General features: G+C 67.5%; 19 protein-coding genes. 9 read left to right on the top strand and 10 right to left on the bottom strand.

Going from position 1 to position 16,220, the window contains the following annotated elements; all coding sequences use genetic code 11:
• Positions 1 to 113 precede the first annotated feature (113 nt).
• On the bottom strand, positions 114 to 1,208 hold the full coding sequence (dinB, locus tag ARC23_RS16590; RefSeq protein WP_057498216.1) for a DNA polymerase IV: 1,095 nt from the start codon (positions 1,206 to 1,208) through the stop codon (positions 114 to 116).
• 190 nt (positions 1,209 to 1,398) lie between these two features.
• Between dinB and fabA the strand changes: the two genes are divergently transcribed.
• Both fabA and fabB read left to right on the top strand, forming a co-directional pair.
• Positions 1,399 to 1,914, top strand: coding sequence for a 3-hydroxyacyl-[acyl-carrier-protein] dehydratase FabA (fabA, locus tag ARC23_RS16585; protein ID WP_057498215.1), 516 nt, complete (start codon positions 1,399 to 1,401; stop codon positions 1,912 to 1,914).
• Entirely contained in the window at positions 1,914 to 3,122 is a 1,209-nt protein-coding gene (gene fabB, locus ARC23_RS16580; RefSeq protein ID WP_057498214.1) for a beta-ketoacyl-ACP synthase I, read from the top strand. Before fabA ends, fabB begins: the two co-directional genes overlap by 1 nt.
• 60 nt (positions 3,123 to 3,182) lie before the next feature.
• Here the strand turns inward: fabB and ARC23_RS16575 are convergent, their stop codons facing one another.
• The 3 genes from ARC23_RS16575 to ARC23_RS16565 are packed head-to-tail and all read right to left on the bottom strand — an operon-like array spanning position 3,183 to position 5,625.
• Positions 3,183 to 3,866: an HAD family hydrolase gene (locus ARC23_RS16575; RefSeq protein ID WP_057498213.1), complete on the bottom strand. Its 684-nt coding sequence runs from the start codon at positions 3,864 to 3,866 to the stop codon at positions 3,183 to 3,185.
• Positions 3,863 to 4,564, bottom strand: coding sequence for a pseudouridine synthase (locus ARC23_RS16570; protein WP_057498212.1), 702 nt, complete (start codon positions 4,562 to 4,564; stop codon positions 3,863 to 3,865). Before ARC23_RS16570 ends, ARC23_RS16575 begins: the two co-directional genes overlap by 4 nt.
• Positions 4,561 to 5,625, bottom strand: a complete 1,065-nt coding sequence (locus ARC23_RS16565; RefSeq protein ID WP_057498211.1) for a class I SAM-dependent methyltransferase — start codon at positions 5,623 to 5,625, stop codon at positions 4,561 to 4,563. The genes ARC23_RS16570 and ARC23_RS16565 overlap by 4 nt, the downstream gene beginning before the upstream one ends.
• 155 nt (positions 5,626 to 5,780) lie before the next feature.
• Between ARC23_RS16565 and ARC23_RS16560 the strand changes: the two genes are divergently transcribed.
• Entirely contained in the window at positions 5,781 to 6,044 is a 264-nt protein-coding gene (locus tag ARC23_RS16560; protein WP_005407925.1) for a hypothetical protein, read from the top strand.
• Between the two features lie 69 nt (positions 6,045 to 6,113).
• Here ARC23_RS16560 and ARC23_RS16555 read toward each other — a convergent pair whose 3' ends face one another.
• Together ARC23_RS16555 and ARC23_RS16550 are read right to left on the bottom strand one after the other, a co-directional pair.
• Complete coding sequence (locus ARC23_RS16555) at positions 6,114 to 6,407, bottom strand: DUF3247 family protein (RefSeq protein ID WP_057498210.1); 294 nt, start codon at positions 6,405 to 6,407, stop codon at positions 6,114 to 6,116.
• Between the two features lie 43 nt (positions 6,408 to 6,450).
• Positions 6,451 to 8,439, bottom strand: coding sequence for a hybrid sensor histidine kinase/response regulator (locus ARC23_RS16550; RefSeq protein WP_057498209.1), 1,989 nt, complete (start codon positions 8,437 to 8,439; stop codon positions 6,451 to 6,453).
• A gap of 244 nt (positions 8,440 to 8,683) precedes the next feature.
• On the opposite strand from ARC23_RS16550, the gene ARC23_RS16545 reads away from it, so the two are divergent.
• The gene (locus ARC23_RS16545; protein ID WP_057498208.1) at positions 8,684 to 9,250 is read left to right on the top strand and encodes a DUF3016 domain-containing protein; all 567 of its coding nucleotides are present in this window, start codon (positions 8,684 to 8,686) and stop codon (positions 9,248 to 9,250) included.
• Positions 9,251 to 9,339: 89 nt separating this feature from the next.
• Here ARC23_RS16545 and alr read toward each other — a convergent pair whose 3' ends face one another.
• Together alr and ARC23_RS16535 are read right to left on the bottom strand one after the other, a co-directional pair.
• Positions 9,340 to 10,407, bottom strand: a complete 1,068-nt coding sequence (alr, locus tag ARC23_RS16540; RefSeq protein WP_057498207.1) for an alanine racemase — start codon at positions 10,405 to 10,407, stop codon at positions 9,340 to 9,342.
• The gene (locus ARC23_RS16535) at positions 10,386 to 11,690 is read right to left on the bottom strand and encodes a D-amino acid dehydrogenase (RefSeq protein ID WP_057498206.1); all 1,305 of its coding nucleotides are present in this window, start codon (positions 11,688 to 11,690) and stop codon (positions 10,386 to 10,388) included. Before ARC23_RS16535 ends, alr begins: the two co-directional genes overlap by 22 nt.
• A gap of 149 nt (positions 11,691 to 11,839) precedes the next feature.
• On the opposite strand from ARC23_RS16535, the gene ARC23_RS16530 reads away from it, so the two are divergent.
• A complete protein-coding gene (locus tag ARC23_RS16530) occupies positions 11,840 to 12,319 on the top strand; it encodes an Lrp/AsnC ligand binding domain-containing protein (protein ID WP_004140558.1) in 480 nt (159 codons plus the stop codon).
• 131 nt (positions 12,320 to 12,450) lie between these two features.
• Here ARC23_RS16530 and ARC23_RS16525 read toward each other — a convergent pair whose 3' ends face one another.
• Positions 12,451 to 12,645: a hypothetical protein gene (locus ARC23_RS16525; RefSeq protein ID WP_057498205.1), complete on the bottom strand. Its 195-nt coding sequence runs from the start codon at positions 12,643 to 12,645 to the stop codon at positions 12,451 to 12,453.
• 106 nt (positions 12,646 to 12,751) lie between these two features.
• Entirely contained in the window at positions 12,752 to 13,123 is a 372-nt protein-coding gene (locus ARC23_RS16520; protein ID WP_057498204.1) for a hypothetical protein, read from the bottom strand.
• A 138-nt stretch (positions 13,124 to 13,261) separates the two neighbouring features.
• On the opposite strand from ARC23_RS16520, the gene msrB reads away from it, so the two are divergent.
• The 4 genes from msrB to ARC23_RS16500 all read left to right on the top strand — a co-directional run bounded on the left by msrB (position 13,262) and on the right by ARC23_RS16500 (position 16,216).
• Complete coding sequence (gene msrB, locus ARC23_RS16515) at positions 13,262 to 13,729, top strand: peptide-methionine (R)-S-oxide reductase MsrB (RefSeq protein WP_057498203.1); 468 nt, start codon at positions 13,262 to 13,264, stop codon at positions 13,727 to 13,729.
• Positions 13,730 to 13,820: 91 nt separating this feature from the next.
• Positions 13,821 to 14,675, top strand: a complete 855-nt coding sequence (gene motA / locus ARC23_RS16510; RefSeq protein ID WP_008264562.1) for a flagellar motor stator protein MotA — start codon at positions 13,821 to 13,823, stop codon at positions 14,673 to 14,675.
• 3 nt (positions 14,676 to 14,678) lie between these two features.
• Positions 14,679 to 15,629 carry a flagellar motor protein MotB gene (gene motB / locus ARC23_RS16505; RefSeq protein WP_057498202.1) on the top strand — a complete coding sequence of 317 codons (951 nt, stop codon included), beginning with the start codon at positions 14,679 to 14,681 and terminating at the stop codon, positions 15,627 to 15,629.
• A gap of 98 nt (positions 15,630 to 15,727) precedes the next feature.
• Positions 15,728 to 16,216 (top strand): hypothetical protein, encoded by a 489-nt coding sequence (locus tag ARC23_RS16500; RefSeq protein WP_057498201.1) that lies wholly within the window; start codon positions 15,728 to 15,730, stop codon positions 16,214 to 16,216.
• Positions 16,217 to 16,220 lie beyond the last annotated feature (4 nt).

Raw genomic sequence — 16,220 nt, 5'->3', positions numbered from 1 at the left:
CCATGGCGCTCACGCCCCCGCAACCGGACCCACCCCGCCTTGGACAGATCCCGGCAATCTGCCGGGGTCGGATCCCGTTGCTGCGCAACGGGCTCTGACCCCGCCTTTGCCGATCAGAGGGATGTGGACTCGTTCGGTTCGTGCTCGAACAACTCCCCCTGCACCACCGCCTCTTTTTCGCGGAAGCCACCCAGGCCGACGCCGACCAGGCGGTAGCGGGTCTCCGCCGGCAGGTCGACGCGGGCACGCAGTGCCAGCGCGATGTCGCGCAGTTCTTCCATCGATTCCGGCGGTCGCTCCGGGGTGAAGCTGCGGGTGAGGATACGGAACTGCGCGGTCTTCAGCTTCAGCACCACGGTATGACCGACACGTTCGGTCTTGCGGGTTGCCTTCCAGGTCTTTTCGGCCAGCTGCACGATCGCCTCGCCCAGGTCGTCCAGCAGCAGGTCTTCTGCGAAGGTGTCCTCCGAGGAGATCGACTGCACTTGCTGGTCCGGTTCCACCGGGCGCTCGTCGATGCCGCGTGCGCGGTTGTACAGGCTGCGGCCGAAGCTGCCGAAGGCATCTTCCAGATCGATCAGTGCCCATTGCCGCAGATCGCCGCAGGTGACGATGCCGCGCGCGGCCAGCTTGCCTTCCATCACCTTGCCGACGCCCGGCACGCGGTTCACCGGCAGCGGTGCCAGGAACGCATCCACGCGCTGCGGCGGAATCACGAACTGGCCATCGGGCTTGCGCCAGTCCGAGGCGATCTTGGCCAGGAACTTGTTCGGCGCGATTCCGGCTGAAGCGGTCAGGTTCGTCTCCTCACGGATCTGTGCGCGGATGGTGCGGGCGATCTCGGTGGCCAGTTCGATGCCGCTTTTCGGTTCGGTCACATCCAGGTAGGCCTCGTCCAGCGACAGCGGTTCGACCAGGTCGGTGTGGCGCAGGAAGATCGCCCGCACCTGCTGTGACACCGCCTTGTAACGTGCGAAGTCGGGCGGCACGAAGATCGCGTCCGGGCACAGGCGTTCGGCGCGCACCGCGGGCATCGCCGAACGCACGCCGAACACCCGCGCTTCATATGACGCCGCGCAGACCACTGAACGCGCGCCGCGCCAGGCCACCACCACCGGCTTGCCACGCAGCGAGGGATCGTCACGCTGCTCCACCGACGCGTAGAACGCGTCCATGTCGACGTGGATGATCTTGCGCAGTCGGGTCATGTCAGGAGGAAGAGACGGGGGCAGGCGGTGCGGGCCACACGCCGAAGTATGGTCGTTGCACATCAACAGGATGCGCGTATTCCATTGAAAACACTACGGTTGCGTACGGTTGAAATGTTTGATCGGCGCAGTTTCCACGGGCATCCTCGGGCGCTTGTTTCCCTGTTCTTCGCTTCCAGGATTGTGCTTCATGACCCGTCTCCACACGTTCAACCGCGAACAGCTGCTGGCCAGCGCACGCGGTGAACTGTTCGGCAGCGCTGCCGGCCGTTTGCCCAACGACCCGATGCTGATGTTCGACCGCATCACCGACATCCGCGAGGACGGCGGACCGCATGGCAAAGGCATGGTACGGGCCGAACTGGATATCCGCCCGGACCTGTGGTTCTTCGGCTGCCACTTCATCGGCGACCCGGTGATGCCCGGCTGCCTGGGCCTGGATGCCATGTGGCAGTTGACCGGCTTCTTCCTGACCTGGCTGGGCGCCCCCGGCAAGGGCCGCGCGCTGGGCTGCGGCGAGGTGAAGTTCACCGGCCAGGTGCTGCCGGAGGCCAAGCTCGTGCGCTACGAGATCGACATCAGCCGCGTCATCAACCGCAAGCTGGTGATGGCCCAGTCCGACGCCCGCATGTACGTGGATGACCGCGAAATCTACAGCGCGCGCGACCTGCGCGTGGGCCTGTTCACCGAAACCGGGAGCTTCTGATGCGTCGTGTCGTCATCACCGGCATGGGCATCACGTCCTGCCTCGGCAATGATCTGGATACCGTCTCCAGCGCGCTGCGCGAAGGGCGCTCGGGCATCACCGCCCTGGCCGACCACGCCGAAGCGGGCCTGCGCAGCCAGGTGGGCGGTCGTGTCGACCTCGAACTGGAGGCACTGATCGACCGCAAGCAGAAGCGCTTCATGAGCGATGCGGCGGCCTTCGCCTATCTGGCCATGCGCGATGCCATCGCCGATGCCGGGCTCAGCGCCGAGCAGGTCAGCGACCTGCGCACCGGCCTGATCGCCGGCTCCGGTGGTGGTTCCAGCGAATGGCAGATCGGTGCGGTCGATCTGCTGCGCGAACGCGGTGTGCGCAAGGTCGGCCCGTACATGGTGCCGCGCACGATGTGCTCCACGGTCTCGGCCTGCCTGGCCACGGCCTACCAGATCAAGGGCGTCAGCTACTCGCTGTCGGCCGCCTGCGCGACCTCGGCGCACTGCATCGGCGCCGCCGCGGACATGATCCGCCATGGCGCGCAGGACATCATGTTCGCCGGTGGCGGTGAAGACCTGCACTGGTCGATGAGCGTGATGTTCGATGCGATGGGCGCGCTGTCGACCAGCTTCAACGACACCCCGGCCAGTGCCTCGCGTCCCTATGACAAGGACCGCGACGGTTTCGTCATCGCCGGTGGCGGCGGCATGCTGGTGCTGGAGGATTACGACCACGCCGTCGCACGCGGTGCGCGCATCCATGCCGAGCTGATCGGCTACGGCGTGACCTCGGACGGTGCCGACATGGTCGCGCCCTCCGGCGAGGGTGCCGTGCGCTGCATGAAGATGGCACTGCAGGGCATCGACCGCCCGCTGGATTACCTCAACACCCACGGCACCTCGACCCCGCTGGGCGATGTCACCGAGCTCAACGCGATCCGCGAAGTGTTCGGCGATGCGGTGCCGCCGCTGTCCTCGACCAAGGCGCTGTCCGGGCACTCGCTGGGTGCAGCCAGCGTGCATGAGGCGATCTACTGCCTGCTGATGATGCGCGACGGCTTCGTTGCAGGTTCGGCCAACATCGGCGAGCTGGACCCGAAGGTGGAGAGCTTCCCGATCCTGCGCGAGAGCCGCGAGCAGCGGCTGGACACGGTGATGTCCAACAGCTTCGGCTTCGGTGGCACCAACGCGGCGCTGGTGTTCGGGCGGGTGTGACGGGGCAGGCGTGCCGACCCACGGTCGGCACCCACCATCAGGGACGATCGGAACCCACCGTTACCTCGGCAACAACGGCAGCAGCAGCGCGTGCGCGTCCACCAGCGAGCCGACGATGCGGTGGCCCAGTGCGCGCAGTTCTTCGTCAGGATGCACCAGGTCCGGCACCTGGATCACGGTCATCCCGGCCGCCAGGGCGGCGCGCGTACCGGCCGGTGAATCCTCCAGCGCCAGGCAGCGTTCCGGGGCCTGGCCCAGCCGCTGCGCAGCCAGCAGGTAGATGTCCGGCGCCGGCTTCGGCCGCGCCACATCGCCACTGGTGATCACCGCATCGAAGTACGGCAGCAGGCCGGCAGCGGCCAGCTTGCGGTTGGCGCGCGGTTGCCGCGTGGTGGTCGCCACCGCGCGCGGAATCGCATGCGCCTTCAGCAGTTCCAGCAGCTCCAGGATGCCCGGCCGCAGCGGCAGGCCGGTCTGCGTGCGGGCTTCGTACAGGTCATGGCAGCGTGCCGCGACCGCTTCGATCACGCTGTCCTCGATGCCCTGCGCACGCAGCAGCGCGTGCGAATCGCGGTCGCCCAGTCCGACCATGCGCAGGAACACCGCCTCATCCAGGCCCAGCCCGAATGCAGCGGCGGCCTCGCTCCAGCAGGCCAGCGAGACCCGCTCACTGTCGATCATCAGGCCGTCCATGTCGAAGATGACGGCAGCGGGCAGGAACGGCAGCGCAGCGATGGCGGTCATGGAGCGAACAGCGTATCCAGGTCGGTGGAAGTGAGCTGCCGCCACTGCCCTTCGTCCAGCCCCCGCAGGTCCAGGCCGCCGACGCGGCTGCGGTGCAGGGCCTGCACGTGGTTGCCGGTGGCGGCGAACATGCGGCGTACCTGATGGTAGCGGCCTTCGTGCAGCACCAGGCGCGCGCGGCGCGCGTCCAGCACCTCCAGTTCAGCCGGCAACAAGGGCGTCTTCTCTGATTCCAGCATCAGCGTGCCGCTGGCGAACAGGGCCGCCTCGTCACCGCGCAGGTCGTCAGCCAATTCGACTTCATAGACCTTGGGCAGCTTCGACTTCGGCGAGATGATCCGGTGCAGCAGGCCACCATCGTCGGTCAGCAGCAACAGGCCACTGGTGTCGCGGTCGAGGCGGCCGACGGTGGACAGCACCGGGTCGCGGTCGCGGAAGCGCGGCGGCAGCAGGTCGTAGATCAGGCGGCCGGTGTCCTTGGTCGAACAGGTGTAGCCGGCCGGCTTGTGCAGCGCGATCGACAGCCCCGCTGGAGGATCGAGCGGCTCACCATCAACCCGGATCGCCTCATGCGGCACCTGGTCATCGGCGTACAGCACTTCACCTTCGGCGTCGGTCACGCGGCCTTCGCGGAACATCCACTGCACCTGCTTGCGGCTGCCATAGCCCAGGTTGGCGATGTGCTTGACCAGTTTCATCGGCCCTTCCCCTTCACCGCCTCGACCAGCTTGAAGCCGTCGCGCTCGGCCACCACGCGCACCGCGCCGAAGCTGTCGTTGAGGGTGTGTTCGTACGGCAGGTGGCGGTTGGCCACCACATACAAGCGCCCGCCCGGGCGCAGCGCCTGCGCGGCCACGGCGATGAAGCGCTGGCCGATGTCCGGGCGATCGGCCCGCGACGGCGTATGGAAAGGCGGATTGCTGATGATCACGTCGTAGCCCGGCTCGATGCCGGCGGTGACGTCGCGCCACAGGAAGCGCAGCGGCAGCGCGCGCGGCGGCGGTGCCAGGTTCAGTTCGGCCAGGGCCAGGGCACGCTGCTCGGCCTCGTACAGGTCCAGCGCGGTGATCTTCGGGCAGCGCTCCAGCAGCTCGCGCGACAGGTAGCCGTAGCCGGCACCGAGGTCGGCGGCGCGGCCGGCCAGGTCGGCCGGCAGATGCTCGGCCAGCAGCGCCGACGCCGGGTCGATGCGGTCCCAGGCGAACACGCCCGGGCGGCTGAGGAAGCGCCCGCCGACGATCGGGCGCACCGCGTCCAGTGCCGCCCAGCGCTTGGCCAGGTCGGCGTCGTGCTGGCCCTGCATCGGTGCGGTCCAGTACACCCGGCAATGGTTCTTGGTCAGGCTGCCGCCGAGCCCGCTGAGCTGCTTGAGGTCGCCCTCGCCCGAGCGCGCGCCTTCATTGTTGGACTGGCAGGCGACGATACGGCCGCCGTCGGCCACCAGCGCCAGCGCGCGGGCGAACAGCGCCCGCGCTTCTTCGCGCTGACGCGGCGGCAGCACCAGCACCAGCGGGTAGCGGCCCTTGCCGGCCACATCATCCAGCTGGCCGCTGACGGTCCAGCCGGCGGCCTGCTGCAGCGGCTGCGCGAACGGGGCAAAGCTCTGTTCGCAGTGCAGCTCGCGGTTGCCGGCCACTTCGCGCAGCGGCCAGCCATCGCGCGCGCGCAGGAAGGCCACCGGGCCCTCCGGCCAGCGCAGGGCGCCTTGGGAGAACGGCAGGAGCAGGGTCTGCAGGGGGGCGTCGTCGCTGGAGGCCATCGGCGCGGGTACTTAAAGCGTGAGGGCCGTCCATTGTACCGGCTTGGCCGGGCCCGCCCGGCGCCGGTTTTGCGAAACCCGAACGGGCCCTTGATGTGCCAGCAACATTGAAACGTTCAGGGTAGAAGCTCCCCCGGAACCTCAGGAGAACCTGCATGCGAGCCTTGTTCGTCGGTGGCGTGGTCGACAACAGTGAAATGGACCTGGAAGGCAGCCATCCGCCCGTGCATTACCCCGAGGACACCGGCGGTGGCCACTCGCGCTATCGGCTGCACCAGGTCGGCCATGGCGCCGATGGCAGCGTGGCCTATGCGGTGTACGGTGCACCGGACCTGGCCGATGACGAGGTGGCGCGGGTGGCCGAGGAACGTGCCTATGCGCGGCGGTTCGAGGCGACGCCGACGTTGTTCGAGCATTGACACATCGGTAGCGCCGTCGCCCACGCTCGGGCGACGGCGCAGCCGAGCGTGGCCCGGCTCCATGTCGGATCAAGGCGCCCTGGGTGGCAGGCGGTCGACGCTGGCGATCTCGTCCAGCCACACATGGTGCTGCTGCACCGGCGTGTCGTAGTCATCCAGGCGCAGCTGGCCGTTGCTGCCTTCATCACCGGCGTCGTTACGGTACTGCTGCACGGTCGGCTTCACCGCCACCGTGCCGAGCAGGCGGCGGCCATCGTGCAGGGTCAGCTGCACCTGCGTTTCGCCTTCCAGCTGCGGCAGCAGGGCTTCCAGGCGCGCGATCTGCGCCGGATCGGTATGGATACGGGGAGCTGTACGGGACATCGGCGACCTCCTGCGTACAGGGTCGCCGATCGGCCGTGAATGCTCAGTGCAGCGCGCTGTCGGCGCGCGGCACCTGCACCTTGCGTACCGCAGACACCAGCTGCGCCACCGAGTACGGCTTGGCCACGTGTTCCTGGAAACCCGATGCCAGTGCGCGCCGACGATCATCGGCGCGTGCCAGCGCGGTGACCGCCACCGCCGGCAGGGTCGCCGCATCCACGCCCATGTCCTCGCGCAGCGTGCGCACCAGGCCATAGCCGTCCATGCCGGGCATGCCGATGTCGGTCAGCATCACGTGGTACTGCAGGTGTCCGGTGTCGGCCAGCAGCGCCAGGGCTTCCCCGGCCGAACTGGCCGCCGATACGCTGGCCCCCTGCTCTTCCAGCATGCGCCGCAGGTATTCCAGCACTTCCGGCTGGTCTTCCACCGCCAGCACGTGCATTCCGCGCAACGGATAGGGCTCGACGATCACCGGTTCCAGGATCGGCCCGCTGATCACTTCGCGCAGCGGCCGTCGTTCGGCATCCGGGAGGTGCTTGGGCAGGCGCACGGTGAAGGTGGCGCCGTGGCCATGGCCCTCGCTGGCGGCGGTGACGGTGCCGCCATGCAGTTCCACCAGCTGCTGCACGATCGCCAGGCCCAGGCCCAGGCCGCCGTGGCGGCGGGTGGTGGTGCCATCGGCCTGGCGGAAGCGGCTGAACAGGTGATTGAGGAATTCCGGCGCGATGCCGTCGCCGGTGTCGCGCACGGTGATCACCCAGTGGCTGCCGTCGGACTGCAGCTGCAGATCGATGCGGCCTTCGGCCGGAGTGAACTTGATCGCGTTCGACAGCAGGTTCCAGAACACCTGTTGCAGGCGGGTGGCGTCGCCCAGCACCTGGCAAGGTTCTCCGGGCAGCTGCAGGGTGACATCCAGCGCCTTGCCTTCGGCCACCAGCTCCTGCGCGCCGATGGCTTCACCCAGCAGGTCACGCAGGTCCAGCACTTCCACTTCCAGCTGCACCTTGCCCAGCAGCATGCTGCTGAGGTCGAGCATGTCCGAGATCAGGCGCTTCTGCGCCGCGGCGCTGTTGGCGATCACGTTCAGGCCCTTGAACAGCGGGCTGGTGTTGTCCACGCGCTGCAGCAGCAGTTCACTCCATCCCAGGATGGTGGTGAGTGGCGTGCGCAGTTCGTGCGACAGCGTGGCCAGGAATTCGTCCTTCAACCGCGCCATGTTCTCGGCGGCACTGCGCGCTGCGCGCTCGGACTGCAGCAGTTCCTCGCGCGCCAGCTCGATCTCGCGACGTTCGGTCACGTCCGGGCTGCTGCCGGCCAGGCCGATGAAACGGCCCATGCGCGAAAAACGCGGGCGCGCGTTCATCTCCAGCCAGCGCCACTGGCCATCGGCACGGCGTGCACGCACCAGCGCATGCATCGAACGCTGCGCCTTCAGCGCCTCCTGCAGTTCGTACTCGAACACCGATGCATCATCGGGATGTACCAGGCCGCGCCACACATCCTCCGGCACGCGCGTTTCGTCGCCGCCGAAGAATTCGCTGAAGGCACTGTTGACGAAGCGGGCATGGCCACGCTCGTCAAGCACCCACACCGGCATCGGCAGGCCGTCGGCCAGTGCACTGAAGCGCGCTTCGCTCTCGCCCAGTTCCACTTCCATCTGCTTGCGTGCGGTGATGTCGAAGAACAGGATGCCGACCTTGTCCTCGCCAGGCCGGCCCACACGCACCGCATCGACCGCGAACGAGCGGCCCAGCGCGCGCGCTTCCATCTCGAACTGGGCCGGGCGGCCACTGCGTGCGACTTCGCCGTAGATGCGGAACCAGTCTTCCTCGTGATTCGGTTCCAGCGCGCTCATGCGCTGGCCCCGCGCATCCTTCAGGCCGGTATGGCGCTCGAAGGCGTCGTTGACTTCGATGAAACGGTAGTCGACGGCACGCTCGCCCTCGAACAGCACCTGGATCACGCAGAAACCGGCGTTGATGCGCTCAAGCACGCCATGATGCAGGTCGGGTTCGGGCGCCGGCACCATCATCGGTGGGCGCTCCACGAGGGGCGGCAGAGTGGACAAGGGCGTCTGGACAGGCCGGATTGGAGGCACAGCATCTTCCAAAGGGCGTATTCACAGCGTCAAGCGCCGTCAGTCATGCTTGACGAGGATGAATTGGCGGCAACCGCTCTTGCGCATGTCGTAATCGGGCATTGCGGCGGTCTGGCGGCAGGATCACACTCGATCTGTGATCAACATCGCGCCCCGTTGAGGGACGCAGGAGACCGTCATGAAACTCGCACGTGCACCTGCCCTGTTGCTGGCAGGCGCCCTTCTGGCCGCTGGCGCGCACGCGGCACCCCGCACCGTGACCGCCCCGGATGCACCGCGCGCGCTGCAGGCCAAGGGCCCGGTCAGCGTGAAGTGGGATGATCCGGCCACCTTCACCGAGATCCGCCAGAGCACCAACCGCTTCGAGGCCGAACGCGGCAACTGGGTGCAACAGCTGGCCAGCTACGTGCAGGACACGGCGGCCAAGCCGCTGCAGCCAGGGCAGACCCTGGACGTGACGCTGGTCGATATCAAGCGCGCGGGTGACTATGAACCCTGGCACGGCCCGCGCGGCAGTGATATCCGGGTCATGCGCGACATCTACCCGCCGCGCATCACACTGCAGTACACGCTGAAGGATGCCAGTGGCCGCATCGTCAATGAGGGCGAAGCCAGGCTCAGCGACAGCGGCTACCTGCACAACCTCGGGCTGAGGAGCGACAGCGATCCGCTGCGCTACGAGAAGCGCCTGATCGATGACTGGGTCAAGCGGCAGTTGACGACGCAGGCGACCGCTGCCCGTTAGGCCCATCGGTCGGTGTCGACTTTGGTCGGCACGCATTGCACGGCGCCGGCCAAGGTCGGCTGCTACCAGAGCCGAGCGCCGGCTCGGCTCTACACGTAGATTTTCGCCACGCGCTTGACCGCGCATGGCAGCTGGTAGGCGCTTACGCCACAGCGCGGCGCCAGTTCGGCCAGGGTGGGCGCAGTGCCCCACAGCTCCACCACGCTGCCGACAGCGGCCTGCGGATGTGCGGTCAGATCCACCGTCAGCATGTCCATCGATACACGGCCGATCAGCGCACCGGGCTGACCATCGATCAGCACCGGCGTGCCGTTCGGCGCGAACTGCGGATAACCGTCGGCATAGCCCAGCGCGACCACGCCGACGCGGGTGCGCACCTTGGACACGAAGCGGGCGCCATAGCCGACCGGTTCTCCGGGTTCGATCCAGCGCTCGGCAATCACCTTGGACTGCATGGTCATCACCGGGCGCAGGCGTTCGGTCAGCGCACTGTTGTCCGGCAGCGGGTTGGCGCCATACAGCATCAGGCCCGGGCGCACCCAGTCGCTGTGCACATCCGGCCAGCCCAGCAGCGCCGGCGAATTGCACACACTGGTCTCACCCTCGAGGCCGTCGATGGCACGCGCGAAGGTCGCCGCCTGTTCGTGGGTGCGTTCGCTGTCCAACTCATCGGCGCGCGCCAGGTGGGTCATCAGCACGATGCGCTCGACCTGCGGCAGCGTCGACAGGCGTGCATGCGCGGCACGGAAGCTGTCCACGTCCAGGCCAAGGCGGTGCATGCCGCTGTCCAGCTTCAGCCATACCGTCAGCGGGCGCGGGCTGTCGAATGCGGCCAGCGCTTCCAGCTGCCACGGCGAACCGACCGCACACCAGAAATCGTGCTCGGCCACCAGCGCCATGTCGCTGGGTTCGAAAATGCCTTCCAGCAGCAGGATGGGCGCACGGATGCCGGCCTGGCGCAGCTCCAGTGCCTCTTCGATGGTAGCCACGCCGAAGCCATCGGCCTCGCCTTCCAGCGCCTGCGCACAACGCACCGCGCCATGCCCGTAGGCATCGGCCTTGATGATGGCCAGGGCCTTGCCACCACCCAGTTCACGGGCGAGCCGGTAGTTGCTGCGCAGGGCGCCCAGATCAATCAGCGCGCGGGCAGGACGCATGTGCGGTTCTCATGTTGCGGGGCGTGACCGTACTGGCCGTAGCGGAAGATATCCAGGCCTTCAGTGCTGATCTGCGGCTGGCGCGCGCTCATCAGATCGGCCAGGTAGCGGCCCGAACCGCAGGCCATGGTCCAGCCCAGGGTGCCGTGGCCGGTGTTGAGGTACAGGTTGCGGAACGGCGTGGCGCCGATCACCGGCGTGCCATCCGGCGTGGCCGGGCGCAGGCCGGTCCAGAACTGCGCGCGCGACAGGTCGCCGCCCTTCGGGTAGAGGTCGCTGACCACCAGCTCCAGGGTCTCGCGGCGGCGCTGCGACAACGACAGGTCGAAGCCGGCCACTTCGGCCATGCCACCGACGCGGATGCGGTCGTCGAAGCGGGTCACCGCCACCTTGTAGCTCTCATCGAGGATGGTCGAGGTCGGCGCCATCGCCGGGTCGGTGATCGGCAGGGTCAGCGAGTAGCCCTTCAGCGGGTACACCGGCAGGCGCATGCCCAACGGCGCGACCAGCGCCGGCGAGTAGCTGCCGAGCGCGACCACGAAGCGGTCGGCGGTTTCCAGCGTGCCGCCGATGCGCACGCCGGTGATGCGGTCGCCGTCGAACTCCAGGCCGGTGATGTCCTGGTCGAAACGGAACTCGACGCCGGCATCCACGCACAGCTGCGCCAGGCGGCGGGTGAACAGCTGGCAGTCGCCGGTCTGGTCACGCGGCAGGCGCAGCGCGCCGACCAGGCCATCGACATGGGCCAGGGCCGGTTCGGCCTGGATGATGCCGGCGCGGTCCAGCACCTCGTACGGCACGCCGTACTGGGCCAGGATCTCGATGTCCTGCGCCGAGGCATCCAGCTGCTGCTGGGTGCGGAACAACTGGGTGGTGCCCAGGTCGCGGCCTTCGAATTCGATGCCGATCTGCGCGCGCAGCTCGTTCAGGCAGTCACGGCTGTACTCGGACATGCGCACCATGCGCGCCTTGTTGATCGCATAGCGCTCGTGGGTGCAGTTGCGCAGCATCTGCCACAGCCAGCGGTACTGGGCCAGGTCCATGCCCGGGCGGATCGCCAGCGGCGCGTGCTTCTCGAACAGCCAGCCGATCGCCTTCTTCGGCACGCCCGGGGCTGCCCACGGCGAGGTGTAGCCAAACGACAGCTGGCCGGCGTTGGCGAAGCTGGTCTCCAGCGCCGGGCCGGGCTGGCGGTCGATGACCGTGACTTCAAACCCGGCCTGTCGCAGGTACCAGGCACTGGTGGTGCCGATCACGCCGCTGCCGAGAACTAGGACTCGCATGGGACTTCTCCAACCCGATCATTCCCTGCACTGAAGCGTGCCGGGACCACAATTGGGGAAGTATAGACAGCCAATACCAGTTGATTTGCCTGTTTTGAAATACACCGGCAGGATGTTCTCCTGCAATTCATTCCCGAAGGTTGACGGCCATGGCCACCCGAACCCGCGAACTGGACAAGATCGACCGCAAGATCCTGCGCATCCTCCAGGCCGAGGGCCGTATTTCCTTCACCGAACTGGGTGAGCGGGTCGGCCTGTCCACCACCCCATGCACCGAACGCGTGCGCCGGCTGGAACGCGAAGCGGTGATCACCGGCTACCACGCCCACCTCGACCCGGCCGCAGTGAAGGCCAGCCTGCTGGTGTTCGTGGAGATCAGCCTGGCCTACAAGTCCGGCGACATCTTCGAGGAGTTCCGGCGCGCGGCGCTGAAGCTGCCCAACGTGCTGGAGTGCCACCTGGTCTCGGGCGACTTCGATTACCTGCTGAAGGCACGGATCAGCGAGATGGCCTCCTACCGCAAGTTGTTGGGCAGCACCCTGCTGACACTGCCGCACGTGCGTGAGTCGAAGAGCTACATCGTGATGGAAGAGGTGAAGGAGACGCTGAGCCTGCCGATTCCGGATTGAGGCGGTTGCAGGACGGGGTCAGAGCCCGCTGCGCAGGATCCGACCCCGGCGGGGGCTGCTGTGCGGGATCCGACCCCGGCGGGGGCTGCGAAGGGTCAGAGCCCGCTGCGCGGGATCCGGCCCCGGATCCGTCAGCGCTGCTGCGGATGCTTCTGCGAGCGCTGTTCCTGCTGCTTGCCACCCTTGTGCGGCTGCCGCTGATCCATCTGCTGCTGTTGTTGCTGTTGTTGCTGTTGCTGTTGCTGCGGGTTGCGGCCCTGCGGTTCCTTGCCGGGATGACGGTTCTGCTGGTTTTTCATGAGCGTGATCCAGTGGACGAAGGACATGCGGCGGCAGGTCGCCGACGCATGGCCACGGTGGTGCCGGAACGGTTAATCGCAGGCGAAAAAGCAGTGATCCGCACGCGGTCGTTTTCGTGCGTTCAGCACCGCGCTAGCGGATCTGCTGGCCGTCGCCCTGCGGCACGCTGTCGTAATAGCGCCCCGTGCGCGAGTCGAACACGCGGTTCGGCCCGGCCGGGCGCACCCCGGGAATGATGCGGCCGTTGCGGTCGTAGACCTTGTCAGCCGGTTTCGGCACCGAGGGTGGCGCGACCTGGGCCGGACCGGTGGACTTGATCGGCTGCGTCGGCTGCGGCGTTGGCAGCACCTGCGGTTGCGGGCGTGCGGCCTGTGGCGGCGGTGGCACCGGCGCTGGGGCCACGGTGGCGGCGCTGCGCGTAGTGGTCGGGTCGGCGGTGGGCACCTGGGCCAGCGCCATCGTCGGCAGCAGGGCGATCAACAGCAGGGAAAGGGTCGGTTTCATGGCACGCTCCAGCGTGGATCGGCTTCACCTTGCGCCCGTGTGCGTGTGCCCCCCATGAACGGCCATCACACTTGCAAGCCAGGGCGGTCACCCCCACCTTTCCCGCATCCCCAGGCCACGACCTTACCGAGCGCCGCCATGACCGCCTTCGACCTGACGCCCCCCACTGCCACCCAGACCGAGGCGCTGGTCGCCGGCCTCAGCAACGAAGAGCGCCGCGTGCTGCTGCAGCACGGCACCGAGGCACCGTTCTGCGGCGTGTTCCTGGACAACAAGCGCGAGGGCGTCTACTGCTGCCGGCTGTGCGCGCTGCCGTTGTTCCGCTCCAGCACCAAGTTCGATTCCGGCACCGGCTGGCCCAGCTTCTTCGCCCCGTTCGACCCGGCGCACGTGCGCGAGATCCGCGACACCAGCCACGGCATGGTGCGCACTGAGATCACCTGCGCCCGCTGCGGCAGCCACCTGGGCCACGTGTTCCCGGACGGCCCGCCGCCGACCTACGAGCGCCACTGCCTGAATTCCGTCTCACTTTCGTTCACCGGCAACGGCGAGCCGTGGCCGGACCCGTTGCAGCGTGGCGGCGCCGAAAGCGGCCTGGCAGGCTGAAACACCCCGCTGACCGATTTCACAGAATTCCCTCTTCAGAAAACCCGGTGATGGGCCGACAAGGAGATATCCCCGCTCCTTGCGTTGCGCCATGCTCATCATCGTTGGATTCCTGGTTGTCATCATCAGCGTGCTGGGCGGCTACCTCGGCGCACATGGCCGCCTGGGGGCGCTGTGGCAGCCGTATGAGCTGGTCATCATCGGCGGTGCCGCGCTGGGTGCGTTCCTGGTCGGTACCCCGGCCAAGACGGTCAAGCAGACCCTGCAGGCCATGGTTGGCGTGTTCAAGGGCCCGCGCTACAAGCAGCAGGACTACATCGACGTCCTCAGCCTGCTCTATGAACTGCTCAACAAGGCCCGCCGCGAGGGCTTCATGGCGCTGGAAGACCATGTCGAGCGTCCGGCCGAAAGCGCCCTGTTCGGCAACTATCCCAAGGTGCAGGCCGACCACCACCTGATCGACTTCATCACCGACTGCCTGCGCCTGATGATCGGCAGCAACATCGAGCCGCACGAGCTGGAGCCCCTGCTGGAGCTGGAGCTGGAAAAACACCATGCCGAGGCGATGGCGCCGTCGCAGGTGCTGACCAAGGTGGCCGACGGACTGCCCGGTTTCGGTATCGTCGCGGCGGTGCTGGGCATCGTCATCACCATGGGCTCGATCGGTGGCGACATCGTCGAGGTTGGTGGCCACGTGGCCGGTGCACTGGTCGGCACCTTCCTCGGCATCCTGCTGGGCTATGGTTTCGTCGGCCCGATGGCGGCGGCGATGGAAGCGCGCGCCGAACAGGACAGCCGCATCTACGAATCGGTGAAGACTGCTCTGCTGGCCTGCCTGCGCGGCTACAACCCGAAGATCGCGCTGGAATTCGCCCGCAAGACGCTGCCGTCGAACGTGCGCCCGGCCTTCTCCGATTTTGAGCAGCACCTGAAGACGGTCAAGTAAGCCATGGCCGAGAACAAGCCCACCGTCATCGTCCGCCGGGTCAGGAAGGCCGGCCACGCCGCTCACCACGGAGGGTCGTGGAAGGTGGCCTATGCCGACTTCGTGACCGCGATGATGGCCTTCTTCCTGGTGCTGTGGCTGATGGCCACCACCAACAAGAACGACCGTGCGGCCATTTCCGAGTACTTCCGCAACCCCAGCCCGCTGAGCGGGCAGAACGCCACGCCCGCGCCCGGCATGGCCGGCCCGGGCGGTGCCAGCACCTCGATGATCAAGCTGGGCGGTGCCACCGACATCTCGCGCGGCAGCAGCAACGATCCCTTCCAGAACCAGAAGGAAGCGGTGCCGCAGCCGGTGGACCAGCAGCAGCGCGACAAGCAGCAGCTGGAAGCACTGATGAAGGAGCTGCAGGAAGCGATCAGCAGGAGCCAGGCACTGGAACCGTTCAAGGACCAGCTGCTGCTGGACCTGACCCCGGAGGGCCTGCGCATCCAGATCGTGGACAAGCAGAACCGGCCGATGTTCGACCTCGGCAGCGCCACGCTGAAGCCCTACACCCAGCAGATCCTGCACGAGCTGGCCAATTACCTGAACCATGTGCCGAACCGGATCAGCCTGACCGGCCACACCGACATCACCGCGTATTCGGCCGCGCACGGCTACGGCAACTGGGAGCTGAGCGCCGACCGTGCCAATGCCGCCCGTCGCGCGCTGATCGATGGTGGCCTGGACGACGGCAAGATCACCCGCGTGGTGGGCCTGTCCTCGTCGGTGCTGTTTGACAAGGCCGACCCGCAGAACCCGATCAACCGCCGCATCAGCATCGTGGTGATGACCCAGGCCGCCGAGGCGGCCGCGCTGGCCGGCGCCGGCCCGCAGGTGGGACTGTCGGCGCCGACCGCCGACCCCGACGTGCAGGCCGCGCAAGGTGAGGCAGCGCCCGTGGCACGCTGAACCAGGGTCAGATCGCTTTCCCATGGAAAGGGATCTGACCCCGCCTGCGTGCGGCCGGTACAATGGCGGTCTTTCCGTTTCCAGGTGATCCCACCCCCATGTCCCAGAACTCCAAGGCCAAGCGCGACAAGCGCAAGAAGCAGCAGGGCAAGCGCCCGTTCCTCCGCCTGAACGCCCAGCAGCAGGTGCAGAACCACGCCGTGCTGACCAGCGAAGACGGCCAGGTGGTCGCGGCCATCGGCCTGCAGGGCCGCGAGTGGCTGCTGGCCATCGGCGGCCAGACCATGGGCAACGCCGAGAACCCGGTGCCGATGCTGGCCATGCTCAAGCATCTGGCCAACGTGCAGGAGAAGGAAGGCCGCAAGGTCAACCTGGAGTACTCCGAGTTGCTGCAGAAGCTGCTGGACACCCTGGCGGCCGAATCCGAGCAGACCGCCGACGAATACCTGGACAAGCTGGTCGCCGAGTTCGAAGGCGTCGATGCTGCTGAAGGCGAGGAAGGCGAAGCCGCCGAAGGCACCGTGGCCGAACAGGCCACTGCCGATGCCGCCCCGGCCGCTGACAGCGACAGCAAGCCGCAGGCCTGAACCG

This window comes from Stenotrophomonas beteli (assembly GCF_001431665.1).
Lineage (GTDB): Bacteria > Pseudomonadota > Gammaproteobacteria > Xanthomonadales > Xanthomonadaceae > Stenotrophomonas > Stenotrophomonas beteli.
This window is presented reverse-complemented; position numbering and strand designations above follow the sequence as displayed.

Bases quoted from the DNA above. Each gene is read 5' to 3' on its own strand.
- motB (WP_057498202.1), top strand. From the start codon at position 14,679: ATGGCCGAGAACAAGCCCACCGTCATCGTCCGCCGGGTCAGGAAGGCC.
- ARC23_RS16535 (WP_057498206.1), bottom strand. From the start codon at position 11,690: ATGCGAGTCCTAGTTCTCGGCAGCGGCGTGATCGGCACCACCAGTGCC.
- ARC23_RS16500 (WP_057498201.1), top strand. From the start codon at position 15,728: ATGTCCCAGAACTCCAAGGCCAAGCGCGACAAGCGCAAGAAGCAGCAG.
- ARC23_RS16550 (WP_057498209.1), bottom strand. From the start codon at position 8,439: ATGATGGTGCCGGCGCCCGAACCCGACCTGCATCATGGCGTGCTTGAG.
- ARC23_RS16560 (WP_005407925.1), top strand. From the start codon at position 5,781: ATGCGAGCCTTGTTCGTCGGTGGCGTGGTCGACAACAGTGAAATGGAC.
- fabA (WP_057498215.1), top strand. From the start codon at position 1,399: ATGACCCGTCTCCACACGTTCAACCGCGAACAGCTGCTGGCCAGCGCA.
- ARC23_RS16545 (WP_057498208.1), top strand. From the start codon at position 8,684: ATGAAACTCGCACGTGCACCTGCCCTGTTGCTGGCAGGCGCCCTTCTG.
- ARC23_RS16555 (WP_057498210.1), bottom strand. From the start codon at position 6,407: ATGTCCCGTACAGCTCCCCGTATCCATACCGATCCGGCGCAGATCGCG.
- ARC23_RS16525 (WP_057498205.1), bottom strand. From the start codon at position 12,645: ATGTCCTTCGTCCACTGGATCACGCTCATGAAAAACCAGCAGAACCGT.
- ARC23_RS16530 (WP_004140558.1), top strand. From the start codon at position 11,840: ATGGCCACCCGAACCCGCGAACTGGACAAGATCGACCGCAAGATCCTG.
- ARC23_RS16520 (WP_057498204.1), bottom strand. From the start codon at position 13,123: ATGAAACCGACCCTTTCCCTGCTGTTGATCGCCCTGCTGCCGACGATG.
- fabB (WP_057498214.1), top strand. From the start codon at position 1,914: ATGCGTCGTGTCGTCATCACCGGCATGGGCATCACGTCCTGCCTCGGC.
- motA (WP_008264562.1), top strand. From the start codon at position 13,821: ATGCTCATCATCGTTGGATTCCTGGTTGTCATCATCAGCGTGCTGGGC.
- msrB (WP_057498203.1), top strand. From the start codon at position 13,262: ATGACCGCCTTCGACCTGACGCCCCCCACTGCCACCCAGACCGAGGCG.
- alr (WP_057498207.1), bottom strand. From the start codon at position 10,407: ATGCGTCCTGCCCGCGCGCTGATTGATCTGGGCGCCCTGCGCAGCAAC.
- ARC23_RS16565 (WP_057498211.1), bottom strand. From the start codon at position 5,625: ATGGCCTCCAGCGACGACGCCCCCCTGCAGACCCTGCTCCTGCCGTTC.
- dinB (WP_057498216.1), bottom strand. From the start codon at position 1,208: ATGACCCGACTGCGCAAGATCATCCACGTCGACATGGACGCGTTCTAC.
- ARC23_RS16570 (WP_057498212.1), bottom strand. From the start codon at position 4,564: ATGAAACTGGTCAAGCACATCGCCAACCTGGGCTATGGCAGCCGCAAG.
- ARC23_RS16575 (WP_057498213.1), bottom strand. From the start codon at position 3,866: ATGACCGCCATCGCTGCGCTGCCGTTCCTGCCCGCTGCCGTCATCTTC.